Source organism: Nocardiopsis sp. EMB25, from assembly GCF_026797795.1.
GTDB lineage: Bacteria > Actinomycetota > Actinomycetes > Streptosporangiales > Streptosporangiaceae > Nocardiopsis > Nocardiopsis lucentensis.
In genome coordinates, this window is the sequence record NZ_JAMTDN010000001.1 from 2888940 (window position 1) to 2905100 (window position 16161).

The 16161-nt window shown below is 72.2% G+C and carries 14 protein-coding genes; all 14 read right to left on the reverse strand.

Features of this window, described 5'->3' with window-relative positions; genetic code table 11:
* Positions 1-97: 97 nt before the first annotated feature.
* Complete coding sequence (gene lhgO / locus KIK06_RS12410) at positions 98-1315, reverse strand: L-2-hydroxyglutarate oxidase (RefSeq protein ID WP_268643259.1); 1218 nt, start codon at positions 1313-1315, stop codon at positions 98-100.
* Positions 1316-1362: 47 nt separating this feature from the next.
* On the reverse strand, positions 1363-1872 hold the full coding sequence (locus KIK06_RS12415; protein WP_268643260.1) for a DUF742 domain-containing protein: 510 nt from the start codon (positions 1870-1872) through the stop codon (positions 1363-1365).
* The gene (locus KIK06_RS12420) at positions 1862-4078 is read right to left on the reverse strand and encodes a sensor histidine kinase (protein ID WP_017599940.1); all 2217 of its coding nucleotides are present in this window, start codon (positions 4076-4078) and stop codon (positions 1862-1864) included. Before KIK06_RS12420 ends, KIK06_RS12415 begins: the two co-directional genes overlap by 11 nt.
* Before the next feature lie 273 nt (positions 4079-4351).
* Positions 4352-5269: a sirohydrochlorin chelatase gene (locus KIK06_RS12425; RefSeq protein ID WP_026127844.1), complete on the reverse strand. Its 918-nt coding sequence runs from the start codon at positions 5267-5269 to the stop codon at positions 4352-4354.
* Positions 5270-5424: 155 nt separating this feature from the next.
* Positions 5425-6042 (reverse strand): GTP-binding protein, encoded by a 618-nt coding sequence (locus KIK06_RS12430; RefSeq protein WP_268643261.1) that lies wholly within the window; start codon positions 6040-6042, stop codon positions 5425-5427.
* Entirely contained in the window at positions 6023-6541 is a 519-nt protein-coding gene (locus KIK06_RS12435) for a DUF742 domain-containing protein (RefSeq protein ID WP_268643262.1), read from the reverse strand. Before KIK06_RS12435 ends, KIK06_RS12430 begins: the two co-directional genes overlap by 20 nt.
* The gene (locus KIK06_RS12440; protein WP_017599944.1) at positions 6538-6972 is read right to left on the reverse strand and encodes a roadblock/LC7 domain-containing protein; all 435 of its coding nucleotides are present in this window, start codon (positions 6970-6972) and stop codon (positions 6538-6540) included. The genes KIK06_RS12435 and KIK06_RS12440 overlap by 4 nt, the downstream gene beginning before the upstream one ends.
* 1 nt (position 6973) lies before the next feature.
* Positions 6974-9472 carry a sensor histidine kinase gene (locus KIK06_RS12445; RefSeq protein WP_268643263.1) on the reverse strand — a complete coding sequence of 833 codons (2499 nt, stop codon included), beginning with the start codon at positions 9470-9472 and terminating at the stop codon, positions 6974-6976.
* Positions 9473-9955: 483 nt separating this feature from the next.
* Positions 9956-11428, reverse strand: coding sequence for an argininosuccinate lyase (argH, locus tag KIK06_RS12450; protein WP_268643264.1), 1473 nt, complete (start codon positions 11426-11428; stop codon positions 9956-9958).
* 198 nt (positions 11429-11626) lie between these two features.
* Positions 11627-12157, reverse strand: a complete 531-nt coding sequence (locus KIK06_RS12455; RefSeq protein ID WP_268643265.1) for an arginine repressor — start codon at positions 12155-12157, stop codon at positions 11627-11629.
* The gene (gene argF / locus KIK06_RS12460; RefSeq protein WP_268643266.1) at positions 12154-13101 is read right to left on the reverse strand and encodes an ornithine carbamoyltransferase; all 948 of its coding nucleotides are present in this window, start codon (positions 13099-13101) and stop codon (positions 12154-12156) included. The genes KIK06_RS12455 and argF overlap by 4 nt, the downstream gene beginning before the upstream one ends.
* Entirely contained in the window at positions 13098-14309 is a 1212-nt protein-coding gene (locus KIK06_RS12465; protein WP_017599949.1) for an acetylornithine transaminase, read from the reverse strand. Before KIK06_RS12465 ends, argF begins: the two co-directional genes overlap by 4 nt.
* Positions 14306-15343, reverse strand: a complete 1038-nt coding sequence (gene argB / locus KIK06_RS12470; protein WP_268643267.1) for an acetylglutamate kinase — start codon at positions 15341-15343, stop codon at positions 14306-14308. Before argB ends, KIK06_RS12465 begins: the two co-directional genes overlap by 4 nt.
* A complete protein-coding gene (locus KIK06_RS12475; protein ID WP_268643268.1) occupies positions 15340-16140 on the reverse strand; it encodes a bifunctional ornithine acetyltransferase/N-acetylglutamate synthase in 801 nt (266 codons plus the stop codon). Before KIK06_RS12475 ends, argB begins: the two co-directional genes overlap by 4 nt.
* Positions 16141-16161 lie beyond the last annotated feature (21 nt).

The following is a 16161-nucleotide window of genomic DNA, read 5'->3' on the forward strand; positions in this document are numbered from 1 at the left end:
CACCAGGGTGCGCCCGAACCTGTGGATAACTCCGCTCCGACACACCCCCGAACATTCCCGGAACCGCCCGTGGACGTCCTGTCCCGGTCGGCCACAGTCAGCGTTCGGGGACGTGGTGGTCGGCGAGGAACTCGGCGATCGCCAGCGAGGACGTGGCCGCGGGTGAGGGGGCGTTGCGCACGCACACCACCCGCCCGTGGGTGTCGACGTGGAAGTCGTCGAGCAGGGCACCGTCCCGCCCCAGCGCCTGCGCCCGAACCCCGGATCCGGCGGGGCGCAGGTCGGCGGCGCTGATCTCGGGTACGAGCCGACGCGCCTGGCGGGCGAAGACCGCCCGCGAGGACGACACGAGGGCCTCGCGGACGCCCATCGTCCAGTGGCGGCGGGCCAGCTTCCAGAAGCCGGGCCAGGCGAGTGTCCGCGCGAGTTCGCGCGAGTCGAGGTCACGGGCCAGATAGCCCTCGCGCGCCGTCGCGAGAATGGCGTTGGGACCGGCCATGACCTCACCGTGGACGTGGCGTGTCAGGTGCACCCCGAGGAACGGGTACCTGGGGTCGGGGACGGGATAGACCAGCCCTCGCACAAGGTGGCGGCGCTCGGGGACGAGTTCGTGGTAGTGGCCGCGGAAGGGCACGACCCTGGGGTCGGCGGTCGATCCCGCCATCCGCGCGAGTTCGTCGCCGTACAGGCCGCCGCAGACCACGAGACGGTCGAAGCGGTGGATGCGCCGCTCGCCCTCGGGGGTTCCGGTGAGGACCTCGACCCCGTCGTGGTCCTGCCGCATGTCGATGACGGGAGTGTGCAGGAGCACACGCCCGCCGGAGCGACGCACGTCGTCGGCGAGTTGTTCGGCGACGGCGACGAAGTCGGTGATCGCCGTGGTGGGCGAGTGCAGAGCCGCCACACCTGCGGCGTGGGGCTCGACGTCGCGCAGTCCGCCGGGGCCGAGTCGGACCACGCCGGGGACGCCGTTGTCCTTCGCGCGCCGCTCGATGGCCTCCAGCCGCGCCGTGTCGTCGGCGTCGGCCGCGACGAGGAGCTTGCCGACCTCCTGGTAGGGCAGCCCGTGCTCCGCGCAGTACTCCCTGAGCAGCCCGACCCCCCGTCGGCACAGGGTGGCCTTGAGCGACCCCGGCCGGTAGTACAGGCCGGCGTGGACGACGCCGCTGTTGTGGCCGGTCTGGTGCGCGGCGACCCGGGCCTCCTTCTCCAAGACCGTGACGTGGACGCCCGGTCTCTGGAGGGCGAGCCGCCGGGCGAGGGCCAGTCCGATGATTCCGGCGCCGACGACGCCGACGTGTTCGGTGCTGCGCATGCCGGAACGCTAGCAACACCGAACACCGACGCACCTGGCAGGGTCGGTCAGAGTGACCTCAGTCCCACGAGAACCGCGTGCAGGATGTCCTGGTGGGCCAGTGGCCGGGAGGGGCCGCAGAGCTGGAGCGACCCGTCGTCCACCATGTCGGCGACGATCACTCGGACCTGGCCCACCGGCAGCCGCACCTCCACCGCCAGTTCGACCAGTGTCCGTGCGTACCGGGCGTGCTCCAGTATGGCGCCGCGCTCGGGCCGCAGCCACTCCCGCCGTCCGGGCGTTCGGGCGGCGACGACGTGCCCGAGCAGGTCCATCCCGCGTCCGCGCGCGATGCCGCCCGACCCCGCCGCGTCGGGGTCGCCCGCGTCGACCGCGAAGGGACGCAGGAACCTCTCCCGACCGTCCCAGGCGCCGTCCGGGTCGGGCCGTGCCGTGTCGGGGACGTCGGGCTCCGGTGCGCGTGGGACGTCGACCTCCGGAACCGGGACCGACCCGATGTCAGGGTCGGGGAGACGGTGACCGTCCCCGATTCCCGCCCGTGATGTCTCAGCGCTCACCGTGGCTCCCGTGCGGTGTGTGGGGCGGGGGGACGACCTGGGGCCCGCTGGGGTGTGCGGGGTGGGGGGGAACCCCGCCGGGCGGAGCGGTGACCTGGGGCCCGCTATGCCCGATACCGGGGACGGGTGCCCCTCCCCCTTCCTCGGGGTGCCGTGTGGGGTCAGGTATCGGGCCGCCCGTCGGCACACCCGACGGCGGGGTCCCCCGTCCCGCGACCGTCGTCGCGTTCTCCAACGGTTCGAGGAGGGTGTCGGGAACGAGCACGGTCGCCCGTGTCCCGCCGTAGGGAGACGGGCGCAGCCAGACACGGACCCCGTGCCGTCCGGCGAGCCGGGCCACGACGAACAACCCGAGACGGGGGTCGTCGGGCAGGGCCATCACGTCGAACTCCGGAGGCTGGTCGAGCGTCCGCGCCGCGGCCGCGTACCCGTGCTCGGACATGCCCAGGCCCCGGTCCTCGACCTCCACCGTCAGGCCGTCCGCCACGGGCGCGCAGCTGACGTCCACGGGGGTTCCGGCCGGGGAGAACTGGGTGGCGTTCTCCACCAGTTCCGCCAGCAGGTGGACGACGTCCTCGACCGCTTGCCCCTGGAGGAGGGCCCGCGGCGCCGAGGTCAGGCGCACCCGTTCGAAGTCCTCCGTCTCGGCGATGGCCGCGCGCAGCACGTCCACGAGCGGACGCGGCTGTCGCCAGCGGCGGGCCGACTGGCCGCCGCCGAGGATGATGAGGTTGTCGGCGTAGCGGCGTGCCCGTGTGGCCAGGTGGTCCAGACGGAACAGGCGGCGTAGTGCCTCCGGGTCCTGCTCGTGGTACTCGATCTCGTCCAGTAGGCGCAGTTGGCGCTGGACCAACGTCTGGTTGCGGAAGGCGACGCCGAGGAACGCCCGGTTGGCGCCGCGCCGGATCTCCGCCTGGCGGACCGCCGCCTCCACCGCGGCGACCTGGGCGCTGTCCAGGGCTTCGGCGACCTGCCCGATCTCGTCGTCCCCGCACTCGTCCAGCAAGGGCAGCTCCTCATGGACGTCGACCCGGTGTCCCCTCTGGGCCCGGTCGAGGATGGTGGGCAGGTCCTCGTCACGGTCCAGGATCTGTTCCCGAAGCCGGTCCAGCCGGTCGGTGAGGCGGCGCGAGGAACGGCCGACGACGGCGATCGCGGCGACGCCCGCGCCGAGGGTGGCCACCGCGGCGGCCACGCCGAGGGAGACGCGCAGCAGCGCGGTGCTCCAGGCCAGGTCGACGGTGCGTTCGACCTGGAGCCGGGTCAGCCCGTCCAGGGCCAGCGCGGCGGCGGCCGAGGAGCCGTCCCACTCGACGTCGGTGACGTCGATGTGGGTGTTCCATCCGGGGAGCGCGCCCTCGATCGCCTGATCACCCTCCCCCGTAGCGGCCTCGGCGATCGGGGAGCGGGTGACCACCCGGCGGCTGACCCTCTCGGCCCGGGTCCAGGCGTCCTGGGAGACCATCTCCTCGTAGCGTTTCCTCACGCTGGGGTGCATGGCGGGTTCGGCGGTCTCCAGAGCGTCGCGGTAGGAGGCGGTGAGGTAGGTGAAGTGGGCGGTCTCCTCATAGCTCATCTCCCCCGCGGCGATGACCCCGGCCAAGAGCGCGTCCGCCCGGGCGAAGGCGGACCGGGCTCCGAGCAGTTCCTGGGTGAGGACCGCGTCGGTCAGATTCTCGCCGCCGTCGGTGGAGTGCAGAAGGGCGGTCGTGGCGTCCTGGACACCGTCGAGGACGTCGCCGTACCGGATCAAGGCCTCTCCTCGGCCCGCGTTCCCCTCGTCGACGTCCGTGCGCAGCTCGGTGAGCGCCGTGGGCGCCTCCTCGACCGTGGCCGCGCTGCGTTCGACCTCGTCACCGCCGACCGACGAGGAACCCGCAACGGTGACCGCCCGGGTCAGGGATGCGTCGGTGCGCTCACGCTGCGCCTCGAGCTCGGCGCGTCGTCCGTCGTCGGCCGCCTCCCGCTCGCCGAGGCCGAGATGGACGACGGTCAGACGCCGTTCGGCCCGTAGTTCGTTGGCTGCCGCGGAGTAGGCACGGGCCCCCTCCCTCGCTTGGGCGACCGCGTCCATCAGCTGGACCGCCTGGACCGTGCCCACAGCGGCCACGACGAGCCAGAGCGCCAAGAAGCACAGGCTCGGGATCAGCACGATACGGGTGAGCTGCGCGCGGATCGTGGGCGCGCGGTCGCGGGTTCTACGCATGGCCCCCTCCAGCCTGTGGATCCGCCGTGCTCCTCGGCAGGCGCTTCGGCGGAGTGCGGTCGTTGTGAGGCTATCGGAGTTTCATTGCCCTACGCTGTCAAACAATCACGAATAGTTATCCTTTGTGGCGGGAGCGTCCTCTCCAGGTGTGCTAAGGAATCCCTGTTTCGTCTCGAAACCCGCAGGTCACGGCAGCACACACGGCAAAGGGCCACCCGTGGAACGGATGGCCCCGTATGTCTTGCCGTGGGACTCGGCGTGTCGCGCCCCGGGTCAGGATTCCGGGCGGTGTCGGGAACCCACCGGCGCGGGGAGTTCGTCGACGGTCGGCGGCTGCTCGACCCCCAGCGAGTTGAGGACCTCGGCGTAGCGCAGCGCCGCGATCTTACCCAGAAGGCTGTCCGCCCCCAGCGATGTACCCAGTCGCGCCCCGAAACGCTCGGCCAGCGCCTCCAGATCCGCGCGGGGCAGCTCGGGCCCCAGCGCGCTCGGTGCGATCACCGGACGCTGGCACCCGCCCTGGCGGAGCTGGCCGACGGTCTGCTCCACCGACGCCGCACTGTCCAGATCCGCGGGCAGGACGGTCAGCCCGAGACGGGCCGCGAGCAGGACCGCGCTCACCCCGGCCGCGCCCACCGCGCCCTCACCGCCGACCGCGCCGACGACGACACCGTCAGCCATCGTCGTGTCTCGAGCCACCACGCTGATCAGGCGCATACGGTCGGCCCGCACGAAGCCGGCCTCGGCCAGGCGCAGGTGCAGGACCTCGGCCAGCATCGGGTGGGGACCCAGTCCCTCGGTGACGCGCACGTTCGCGCCCGAGGCGGCCACGGCCGCGGAGATCACCTCGGACACGGTCTCGTGCGGCGCGGTGACCAGGGGCACCACGACACCGGCCAGCGGACGGTCGTCCCCGTCGTCCAGTCCGGTGAGCGCCTCGGCGAGTGTCTGTTCGTCACCCTCGGTGTGTCCGAAGCGGATCGTGACCTCTGGGCGGTAGGCGCGTACCAGATCGGCCATCCGGGCACCGATCGACCCGCCGTCGGCGTCCCGGGCCTGTTCGGCCGTTCCCGGGACCGCCATGACCAGCGCGGGAGTACCGAACCAGTTGTCGAAGGACAACGGGTTGCGGTGTCGACCGGAACGACGCTTGGGGAGTTCGCGTGGAGGAAGTCGGTCTGAGTTTCGCATACCAGGATTCAGATAAGAGGCGGATGGGGCGATCAGGGCAGATCACGGCCAAGGTCACTGCCGCGACATTGTAGCGTTCAACACCGCATTTCGAGGGCGTGTGTCCCGAACGTATACCGGACCCGCCCGTCGGCCCGGCGCCGGGGCGCCGAACCTCATCCGCTCAGAGCCGGGCTCCGCACCCTGAGAACGTGCGTGATCAGCTCAACGAGGACCTCCTTGCACGACGCGCGTACCCGTGCGTCGGCCATCAGGATCGGGACGCCCTCGGTGACGTCCAACGCCTCGCGCACCTCCTCCGCCCCGTAGTCGTCGGCACCGTCGAACCGGTTGACCGCCACGACGAACGGCACCCCACGCCGCTCGAAGAAGTCGACGGCGTGGAAACAGGTGTCGAGCCTGCGTGTGTCAGCGAGCACCACCGCGCCCAGCGCTCCCTCGGACAACTCGTCCCACATAAACCAGAACCGGTCCTGGCCGGGCGTCCCGAACAGGTACAACACGATGTCCGAGTTAATGGTGATGCGACCGAAGTCCAGAGCCACCGTGGTCGTGGTCTTGTCCTCCACGCCTCCGGTGTCGTCCACCCCGAAACTGGCCTCGGTCATGACCTCCTCGGTACTCAGCGGGGCGATCTCGCTGACGGAGCCGACCAGGGTGGTCTTGCCCGCGCCGAACCCCCCGGCGACGATGATCTTGACTGCCTGCGGGATCGGCTCCTGCCGGGTCGGTTCCCGCGCCCCCGGCCGGGTCTCAGAGTCTGCGGATGCCATCGAGTACCGCCTGAAGTACTTTCTTCTCGGGAAGCTGGGTCACGGGTACGGAAGCCCGCGTGCGAACGTCTCCCTCAGCGACGAGATCGCCCAGGAGCACCTTCACCACGGTCATGGGGACATCGAGCCGTGCCGATATCTCCGCGACCGAGATCGGCCGCCGACACAGCCGCAGGATCTCCCGTTGCTCGGGCTCCAGGGGCCGTTCGGCCCGGCCGCGGACGGCGACCACGATGGTGATCATGTCCAACCGCGGCCCGTAGTCACTGGGGCGCGTGCGCCCCCTCGTCATCGTGTAGGGGCGGACCAGGGAGCCTCCTGGGGCATCACCCGCCAGGACGCCCGGCGAGGGCCCCTCGGAGGTCGGGTGGGTCCGCCCCCGATACCAGGGCGCGGACCGGCCGTCGGCCGGCTCCGTGCCCGAGGTCCCGGTACCCGCCCCCTCCGCGGATACGGGTCCCGGAAGGACGATGCCACGTTGTTCGCCCGGTGTGTTCACGAACCCGTCCCTCCCATGGCGCTGAGTCCAGCGGACCGCCGGGGCGCAGCCGTGAGGAACTGCCCCACCCGCCTGACCCGCAGGTTCATCTCGTAGGCGACCAGACCGACATCCGCGTCCGCGCTGGCCAGCACCGCCAGGCAGGCCCCCGACCCCGCCGCGGTGACGAAGAGGTAGGAGTGCTCCATCTCGACCACGGTCTGGCGGACCTCTCCTCCGCCGAAGTGCCGTCCCGTCCCGCGCGCCAAGCTCTGGAACGCGGACGCGAGCGCCGACAGGTGCTCGGCGTCCTCGGCGGCCAACGCGCGGGACCGTCCCAGGGACAGCCCGTCGGCCGACAGCACGATCGCGTGGTCGGCGCCGACCACGCGATCGACCAGATCGTCCAACAACCAGTCCAGGTTGTCCGCGGCCTTGCTCTTGCCCACCATCTCAGTCGCTCTCTCCCGTGTGATCGTCGGTACCCGCACCGACCTGACCGTCACTTCCGTGTTCGCTCCCGTCGACATCCCCGGCCCGTCCGCGGCGCGTCCCCGCGTTGAAGGCGTTCATCATCTGGCGTGCCTGTTCCGGGCTCCGGCCCGCCGACCTCGGCGCGCGATCCTCGCCCCGGTCCTCCCTGAGCTGTGGTGCGAGGTTGGCCTGCCGCCTGCGTCTGGGCAGCCCGGGCCGGTCGGGACCGGCCCCCACGCGGCCGTGTCCGTGTTCCTCAGCCTCACCGGCGCCGGTTCCGTCGGCGTCCGGGGACGCCAGGTTGGGAACCCTCCGGAGCACGGGCGAGCCGGTACCGCGCGGGGACCGGCCCACGCGGGTGTCACCGTCCGGGTACGGGGGCACCGGGCGCAGCAGGGGGCGCTGACGTCCGGAGGGCCCGCCCGCGGCGGCGAGGATGTCGTGCGTGCGTGCCTGGTCCCACCGCTCCGGTGTGGCGTTCCCCCCGGTCCGGGCGACGCCGTTGATCCGGGGCCGCTCAGTCCCCCCGCCCGTACCGGACGTGATGAGCGCCGACGGAATGAGCACGACGGCGCGCGTCCCTCCGTAAGGCGACGAGCGCAACTGCACGCCGACGCCGTGTTTGTGCGCGAGGCGGGCGACGACGAACAGGCCCAGCCGGGCGTCGGTGCCGGGGCCCATGACGTCGAACTCGGGCGCCTCGCTGAGGGTGGTGTTGGCCCTGAACAGGGCGTCCTCGGTCATGCCGAGTCCGCGATCCTCGACCTCGACGGCGACCCCCTTGGGCACGGTCTCGGTGGCGATGGTGACCTCGGTGTGCGGCGGGGAGTAGGCGGTGGCGTTCTCCACCAGCTCGGCCAGCAGGTGGATGACGTCGGCTACGGCGGCGCCGGCCAGCGAGAGTTCGGGTACGGAGGTCACCCGGACCCGCGCGTACTCCTCCGTCTCGGAGATGGCGCCGCGCAGGATGTCCATGAGGGGGATGGGGTGGCGCCAGCGCCGACCGGGCTGCGCCCCGCCGAGGATGATGAGGTTCTCAGCGTGGCGACGGCCGCGGGTGGCCAGGTGGTCGAGCTGGAAGAGGCTCTCCAGCAGGTCGGGGTCCTCCTCCTCGCGTTCGACCCGGTCCAGCAGTTGGATCTGGCGCTGCACGAGTGACTGGTTCCGGTGGGCGATACCGAGGAAGACCCGGTTGACGCCCGCCCGGAGGTCGGCCTGTTTGACGGCGGCGCTGACGGCGGTGCGCTGGGCGATGTTGAAGGCGTCCGCGACCTGGCCGACCTCGTCGTCTCCGTGGTCGAGCTGCTTCATCTCGGTGTCGAGGTCGACGGTGTCGCCCGCCTCCAGTCGACGCACGATGCGGGGCAGGTCCGAACGTGCGGTGCCGAGGGTGTCGGAGCGCAGTTTGGCGAGCCGGTAGGTGAGCCGGCTGGCGGAGCGGGCGGCCACACCGTAGGCCACGGTGCCCGCGAACAGGGAGACGATGCCGCCGCCCAGGGCGAGGGTGAGCATCCAGGAGCTGGCGTCCTCCCCGGCCGTGACGACGGATCCGGTTCGGGCGTCGATGACGGCGCCCAGATCGTCGGTGACGCGGTCGGCCGCCGCACGCCACCCGTCGGTCCCGATGGGCGGGGTGGTGTCACGGGTCTGTTCCGCCGTCACCGGATCGATGGTGATCGGGGGGTCGTGGCGGGCGAGAGTGTCGGTGATGTCGAGGGCCTCGTGCCAGGCGTCGCTCTCGGCGAGCGCACTCGCGGTGGGGGCGTCCGCGTCGAGGGCGGACCGGCCGGGGCTGCTGGTGGTCACCCGGTGGCGGGCGTCGGCGGCGAGCTCGGCGACGCGCAGCTGGTCCTCGCGGGTGAGGCGGTCCCCCGCGAGGATCGCGCTGACGCGGGCGTCGGTGTGGCTGAAGCTCTCCAGGGCCCACATGAGGTCGGTGGCGGCGGAGGCCTCGGCTGAGGCGGGGCCGTCGTCGAGAGCGCGCGCGATGCTGGCGTAGAGCCGAATGCCCTGGTGGACTGCCTTGGTGTAGCTCGCGATCGTGTCCTCGGTCCCACCGGGGGCGGCGAGGTTGTCGGCGCGGGTCTGCTCGACCTCGTCCAACGAGGTGAAGAACGCGTCAGCGAGGTCGGGGACACCCGGCTCATCGCGTGCGCCGAGGCTGCCGCGTAGGTCCCGCACGCGTTCGAGGGCCGTATCCGTGGAGCCGACGGCGTCGACGAAGGGGCGTCGCGTCTCGGGCCCGGGGGCCGCCAGGTACTCGACGCTGAGTCGGCGCTCCTCCTGGAGCCGGGCGAGCGCGCCGGCGAGTTCGATACCGTCGCGTCCGTCGTTGACGGCGGCGCGAAGGGAAACCGCCTGGATGAGCGTGGCCGTGCTCAGGACGACGAACAGGGCCAGGAAGGTGATGCTGGGGATCAGCACCATCCTGTTGAGCTGTGCTCTGATGCCGTGACCGGTGGTGACCGGCTGTCCCATCGCGCTCCTCCCCACCGACTGGTCGCGAGCTCCGATCGGCGTGGCCCCTCCGCACCCGGTCGGACTGGCCGTCCGGGGGTCGTCGCGTGGCGTGCCGGGCCCGTGGAGGCACGCGCGATCCCGCTGTGCGCGGGGAGTACAGGCAAGGCCACGTTTGGTGCCCGCAGACTCAGGACGCTATCGCACTCAGGGACCCGGTGCCGGGGGAACGCGGAAATGGATACGCGGTGGCCGCTGGAGCCGTGGAAGCGGACGTGGTACGGGCTCGGATACGACGCGAAGGGGGACCGCGCCGCAGGCGACGTTTGAGGGTGGTGGAGGGTGACGAAGAGGGAGGGACCGCGCCGCAGGCGACGTTTGAGGGTGGTGGAGGGTGACGAAGAGGGAGGGACCGCGCCGCAGGCGACGTTTGAGGGTGGTGGAGGGTGACGGGCGGGCACGCCCGCCACCCGCGGACGCGCCCGCCGCCGACCCGGATCCCGGTTACCCGGCCTGAGCGGTGAGCTGGTCGGCGAGCCAGCCGTCCCGGTGCTCGGCGACCCCGGCGCGCAGACGCTCCAGCTGGTCGGCGACGCGGACCGGCGCTGTGCCGCCCTTCCCGGCACGGGAGGCGAGGGAGCCCTGGACGGTGAGGACCTCGCGCACCTTCGGCGTGAGGTGCTCGGAGACGGCCGCGAAGTCGTCGTCGGTCAGGTCGGGCAGGTCGATCCCGCGCTCCTCGCACACGCGCACGCAGGCCCCGGCGATCTCGTGCGCCTCGCGGAAGGGCACGCGCTCACGGACGAGCCACTCGGCGATGTCCGTGGCCAGGGAGAAGCCCTGGGGCGCCAGCTCCGCCATGCGGTCGGTGTGGAAGGTGAGCGTGGCGACCATGCCGGTCATCGCGGGCAGCAGCAGGTGGAGGCTGTCGACCGCGTCGAAGACCGGCTCCTTGTCCTCCTGGAGGTCCCGGTTGTAGGCGAGGGGGAGCCCCTTGAGGGTGGTGAGCAGGCCGGTGAGGTCACCTACGAGTCGGCCGGCCTTGCCCCGGGCGAGTTCGGCGACGTCCGGGTTCTTCTTCTGCGGCATGATCGACGAACCGGTGGAGAAGGCGTCGTCCAGGGTGACGAAGGAGAACTCCTTGGTCGCCCACAGGATGACCTCCTCCGACAGGCGGGACAGGTCCACGCCGATCATGGCCGTGACGAACGCGAACTCGGCCACGACGTCGCGGGCGGCGGTCCCGTCGATCGAATTCTCCGCCGATGCGGGGAAGCCCAGCTCGGCGCCGACCGCCTCCGGGTCCAGGCCCAGTGACGACCCGGCCAGCGCGCCCGACCCGTAGGCGGACACGGCGGCCCGGCGGTCCCAGTCGCGCAGGCGCTCGACGTCGCGCAGCAACGGCCAGGCGTGGGCCATCAACTGGTGGCCGAGGAGCACGGGCTGGGCGTGCTGGAGGTGGGTGCGGCCGGGCATGGCCGCGTCGGGGTGCGCCCCGGCCTGGTCGGCCAGGGCACGGACCAGCGCCAGGAGCTCGTCGGCGATGGAGCGGGCCTCCTCGCGCAGGTACATGCGCACAAGGGTGGCGATCTGGTCGTTGCGGGAGCGTCCGGCCCGTAGTCGGCCGCCCAGCTCGGGACCGACCCGTTCGATGAAGCCGCGCTCCAGGGCGGTGTGCACGTCCTCGTCCTCGAAGACGGGGGTGAACGCGCCCGATGCGACGTCGGTCTCCAGCCGGTCCAGCCCCTCGATCATCCGGTCGAGTTCGTCTGCGGTGAGCAGTCCGGCGCGGTGCAGCGCGCGGGCGTGGGCGCGCGATCCGGCGATGTCGTGCCGGGCGAGCCGCCAGTCGAAGTGGGTGCTCAGCGAGAGCCGGGCCAGCGCCTGGTCGGGGCCGCCCTCGAAGCGGCCGCCCCAGAGGCGCAGGGCCTCGGGCTGGCCGGTGCCTGGCGTCTCGGTGCCGGGCTGATCGGCCATGGTGGTCTCCTTCGGTGGAACGTGGACGTGGACGTGTGGGGGGTGGGCCTCAAGCTACTCCCGGGGTGGTCGGCCCGAGGGGGCTACCGTTCGGCTGCCGTCAGGTGAGGGTGGCGGCGGGTGAGGGGCGGGCGAGAACCCCCGGCCTTTCGGGCACCCGAACACGAGCCGAAGCGAAGGCTCGGAGAGAGCACCCACTCAGGGCCTGCGGTCGGCCAGGCGTAGGAGCGCGTCGGCCAACTCCTCGCCGCCCTGGGGGTCGCGGGATATCACCAGGATGGTGTCGTCCCCGGCGATGGTGCCCAGGATGGCGTGGAAGTCGGTGTGGTCGATCGCCGAGGCGAGGAACTGGGCGGCCCCGGGAGGGGTACGGACGATGACCATGTTGGCGGAGGCCTCGGCCGACACCAGCAGGTCCTCGGCCAGCCGGGTCAGGCGGGCGCCGGAGGCCTCCGACAGGTCGAGCGTGTCGGGGCGGGTGCGTTGCAGCCGCTCGCCGCCCTCCCCGGGCAGCACGTAGGCCAGGTGGCCGTCGGCGGTGCGCAGCTTGACCGCGCCGAGTTCGTCCAGGTCCCTGGAGAGGGTGGCCTGGGTGACCTGGACGCCCGCCGCGGCCAGGCGTTTGGCCAGCTCGCCCTGGGACCGGACGTCCTCGCGGGTGAGGACGTCGGTGATCCGGGCGTGCCGGGCCGCCTTGGTCATCGGCGCGGTACCGGCGTCGTTGGTCATCGGCGCTCGCCCCGGGTGTCCCCACTGGCCCCCAGGAGGAAGGCGAGGAGGGCCTTTTGGGCGTGGAGGCGGTTCTCCGCCTCGTCCCACACCACGCTCTGGGGGCCGTCGATGACCTCGGCCGCGATTTCCTTGCCCCGGTAGGCGGGCAGGCAGTGCAGGACGATCGCCTCGGGGTGCGCCGCGCCGAGGAGTGCGGTGTCGACGATGTAGGGGCGGAAGGGCGCCTCGCGATCGTCGGCCTCGCCCTCCTGGCCCATGGAGACCCAGGTGTCGGTCGCCAGGACGTCGGCGCCGTCGGCCGCCTCGCGAGGATCGGTGGTGACGGTGACCGAACCGCCCGTGTCCTTGGCGATCTCGGCGGCGCGGGCGAGGACGGCGGGGTCGGGATGGTAGCCCTCGGGCGCTCCGACCCGCACGTGGAGTCCGGCCGTGGCGCCGCCCAGCAGGTAGGAGTGGGCCATGTTGTTGGCGCCGTCGCCGAGGTAGGCGAGGGTGAGGCCGGCCAGGACGCCCTTGTGCTCGCGCACGGTCTGGAGGTCGGCGAGGATCTGGCAGGGGTGGAACTCGTCGGTGAGGGAGTTGACCACCGGCACCGAGCTGGAGCGGGCGAGGGTCTCCAGGTCGGCCTGGGCGAAGGTCCGCCAGACGACGGCGGCCACCTGGCGTTCCAGGACACGGGCGGTGTCCGCCAGGGGTTCGCCTCGGCCCATCTGGGTGGTGGCGGTGTCCACGACCAACGGGGTGCCACCGAGATCGGCGACACCGACGCTGAAGGACAGCCGGGTCCGGGTGGAGGGCTTGTCGAAGAGGAGCGCGACGGTCCGCGGTCCGGCGAGCGGGCGGTGGTCGAAGCGATCCTTCTTCATCGCGTCGGCGAGGTCGAGCACCCGGGCCTGTTCGGCCGGGGAGAGGTCATCGTCGCGCAGGAAGTGCCGGTTCATGACTGCTTCTCCTTCGTGGCGGCGGCCTCGGCGGCGTCGAGGACGGTCGGCAGGGCCTCGATGAACACGCCGATCTGCTCGGGTGTGATGACGAGGGGCGGGGCGAGGCGGATGGTCTCGGGGCCCACGGCGTTGACGAGGAAGCCTCGGACGGCGGCCTGGTCCTGGACGTGGGCGGCGACGGGGGCGGTCAGGGTGAGGGCCCGCCAGAGTCCGCTGCCGCGCTGCCCCTCCAGGAGCGGGTGGTCGATCGCGTCGAGCTGTTCGGCGAGCAGGTCGCCCATGACGGCGGTGTGGGCGAGCAGGCCCTCGCTCTCGATGGTGTCGAGGACGGCGAGGGCGGCGGCGCACGCCACGGGGTTGCCGCCGAACGTGGAGCCGTGGTCGCCCTTCTGGAAGGCGTCGGCGTAGTCCCCGAAGCCGACGCAGGCGCCGATGGGCAGTCCGCCGCCGAGGCCTTTGGCGAGGGTGAGGACGTCGGGACGCACGCCCGCGTCCTGGTGGGCGAACCACTGGCCGGTGCGCCCGACACCGCTCTGGATCTCGTCGAGGACGAAGGCGGCCCCGGTCTCGTCGCACACGGCGCGCACGCCCGCGAGGTAGCCCTCGGGCGCGGGGACGACCCCGGCCTCGCCCTGGGTGGGCTCGGTGAACACGGCGACGCAGCCCGTGTCGACGGCCTCGGTGAGGGCGTCGATGTCGCCGTGGGGGACGAACCGCACGTCCATCCCGTAGGGACCGAAGGGCTCACGGATGGAGTCCTTGCCGGTCAGGGCGAGGGAGCCGGAGGTGCGGCCGTGGAAGCCGCGCGTGGCGGCGACGAAGTAGTGGCGGCCGGGTCCCGCGGCGCGCTTGACGAGCTTGAGGGCCGCCTCGTTGGCCTCGGTGCCGGAGTTGGCGAAGAAGACCTTGGCGTCGCCTCCGAGGAGGGCGACGAGTCGTTCGGCGAGCTCGACCTCGCGCTCGTGGACGAACAGGTTGCTCGTGTGGGCGAGCGTGGCCGCCTGGTGGGCCACGGCCTTGACGAGGGCGGGGTGTCCGTGGCCGAGACCGGAGACCGCGATTCCGGCGATGAGGTCAAGGTACTGGCGGCCGTCGACGTCGTAGATCTCGCAGCCTCGCCCGAGGCTGAGGGCGATGGGAGGGACCCCGTAGTTGGGCATGAGCGCGGCGGAGAACCGCTCGCGCAGGTCGGCACCGCTGGTCACTTCACGCCTCCTGTGCTGTGGGTGGTGGTGTCGGTGGGGCGCCAGGGGCGCGGGTGGTGGCCGTTCCCGGCGAGCAGGGCGGCTTCGAGTTCCTCGTCGGCGACCATGGTGCCCACCCCCTGGTCGGTGAAGACCTCCAGCAGGAGCGAGTGCGGGACGCGGCCGTCGATGATGTGCGCCTGGGGCACGCCGCCCTCGACCGCGTGCAGGCAGGCCTCCATCTTGGGCAGCATGCCAGACGACAGGGTCGGAAGGAGGGAGCGCAGCTCGTCGACGTTCAGGCGGCTGATCAGCTCGGTGTTGTCGGGGTAGTCGGCGAAGAGCCCCTCGACGTCGGTGAGCATGATGAGCTTGCTGGCCCCCAGGGCGACGGCCAGCGCGGACGCGGCGGTGTCGGCGTTGACGTTGTAGACGCCCCCGTCGTCGGCGCGGGCGACGCTGGAGACCACGGGGACGCGGCCGTCGGCGAGGAGCGCGGCGACGGCGCCGGGGTCGACGGCGGTCACTTCGCCGACCCGCCCGATGTCCACGGTCTCGCCGTCGACGGTGACGGTCTTGCGTTCGGCGGTGAGGATGTTGGCGTCCTCCCCGGACACGCCGACGGCGAAGGGGCCGTGCTGGTTGACGAGGCCGACGATCTCGCGGTTCACCTGGCCGGTGAGGACCATGCGCACGATGTTCATGGCCTCGTCGGTGGTCACGCGCAGGCCGGCGGTGAAGGTGGACTCCACCCCGGCACGGTCGAGTTCGGCGCTGATCTGGGGGCCGCCGCCGTGGACGACGACGGGGCGCAAGCCGGCGTAGTGCAAGAACACGATCGACTCGGCGAAGCGGACCCGCAACTCCTCGCTGACCATGGCGTTGCCGCCGTACTTGACCACGACGGTGCGGCCGTGGAAGCGGGAGAGCCACGGCAGCGCCTCGATGAGGTTGGCGGCCTTGTCGATGGCGCGTGCCCGGTCCTCCACGGGGTCCGCGGTGGGGCCGTGTTCGGTGTCGGGGTTGGGTTGCTGGGCGGGCGGACGGGAGATCATGTGGGTGTTCCGTGGTCGGTGGCGGGGACGTCGGTGCCCATGGCTCCGGTGTCGGTGTCGACCTGGGCGGCCAGGTCCGCGCAGACCTCGGCGAGCAGCGCGGCGAACGCGTCCGGGTCGGGGCGGACACCGCTGGCGCCGCTGGCCATGAGCAGTGCGACGTCGTTGGTGGCGGTCAGCGGGGCGAAGGACTTCGCCATGGCCGGGGCCAGCACCTCCTGGCACTGGTCGGCGGTCAGGTCCGCGTCCGTGGTGAGCACGCACTGGACGGTGGCCACGGAGGGGTCGGGCCCCTTGGCCATCGCTCCGACGGTGTAGCCGTCGCCGCGTCGGAAGACGATCTTGGCGACGGTGTCGGTGGTGCGGATCGCGTCGGCGGCGGCCAGTCCCCCGCCGCGGCTCGCCTCGTCGAGCGCGGCGGTCACGCCGTCGCACAGGAAGTCCAGGGGCGGCCGGACGTCGGCGGGGCCGCTGGAGCACACCACGACCTCGGCGGCGGAATCGGACAGGGCGTCGGCGGTGTGTTCGGCGACGGCGTGCACGTCCTGGAAGCCGAGGGGACCGGTACCCGCGTTGGCGCCGTCGGAGTTGAGGACGGCGGCGCGCACGCGCCCGCCCGCGACGACCTGCGCGGACCACAGGACCGGTGCGGCTCGGTCGGTTCCGCCGGTGAACACGGCCCCGGCCGCTCGGGAGGGACCGTCGTTGACGACGACGGCGACGTCCCGGGCGCCGCCGGTGGACAGACCCGCGGCGACTCCCGCGGCGCGGAAGCCCCGGGGTGCGGTGACACTCACGGTGTGCCTTTCTGTCTTGGG

Bases quoted from the DNA above. Each gene is read 5' to 3' on its own strand.
- lhgO (WP_268643259.1), bottom strand. From the start codon at position 1,315: ATGCGCAGCACCGAACACGTCGGCGTCGTCGGCGCCGGAATCATCGGA.
- KIK06_RS12420 (WP_017599940.1), bottom strand. From the start codon at position 4,078: ATGCGTAGAACCCGCGACCGCGCGCCCACGATCCGCGCGCAGCTCACC.
- KIK06_RS12425 (WP_026127844.1), bottom strand. From the start codon at position 5,269: ATGCGAAACTCAGACCGACTTCCTCCACGCGAACTCCCCAAGCGTCGT.
- KIK06_RS12430 (WP_268643261.1), bottom strand. From the start codon at position 6,042: ATGGCATCCGCAGACTCTGAGACCCGGCCGGGGGCGCGGGAACCGACC.
- KIK06_RS12440 (WP_017599944.1), bottom strand. From the start codon at position 6,972: ATGGTGGGCAAGAGCAAGGCCGCGGACAACCTGGACTGGTTGTTGGAC.
- KIK06_RS12445 (WP_268643263.1), bottom strand. From the start codon at position 9,472: ATGGGACAGCCGGTCACCACCGGTCACGGCATCAGAGCACAGCTCAAC.
- argH (WP_268643264.1), bottom strand. From the start codon at position 11,428: ATGGCCGATCAGCCCGGCACCGAGACGCCAGGCACCGGCCAGCCCGAG.
- KIK06_RS12455 (WP_268643265.1), bottom strand. From the start codon at position 12,157: ATGACCAACGACGCCGGTACCGCGCCGATGACCAAGGCGGCCCGGCAC.
- argF (WP_268643266.1), bottom strand. From the start codon at position 13,101: ATGAACCGGCACTTCCTGCGCGACGATGACCTCTCCCCGGCCGAACAG.
- argB (WP_268643267.1), bottom strand. From the start codon at position 15,343: ATGATCTCCCGTCCGCCCGCCCAGCAACCCAACCCCGACACCGAACAC.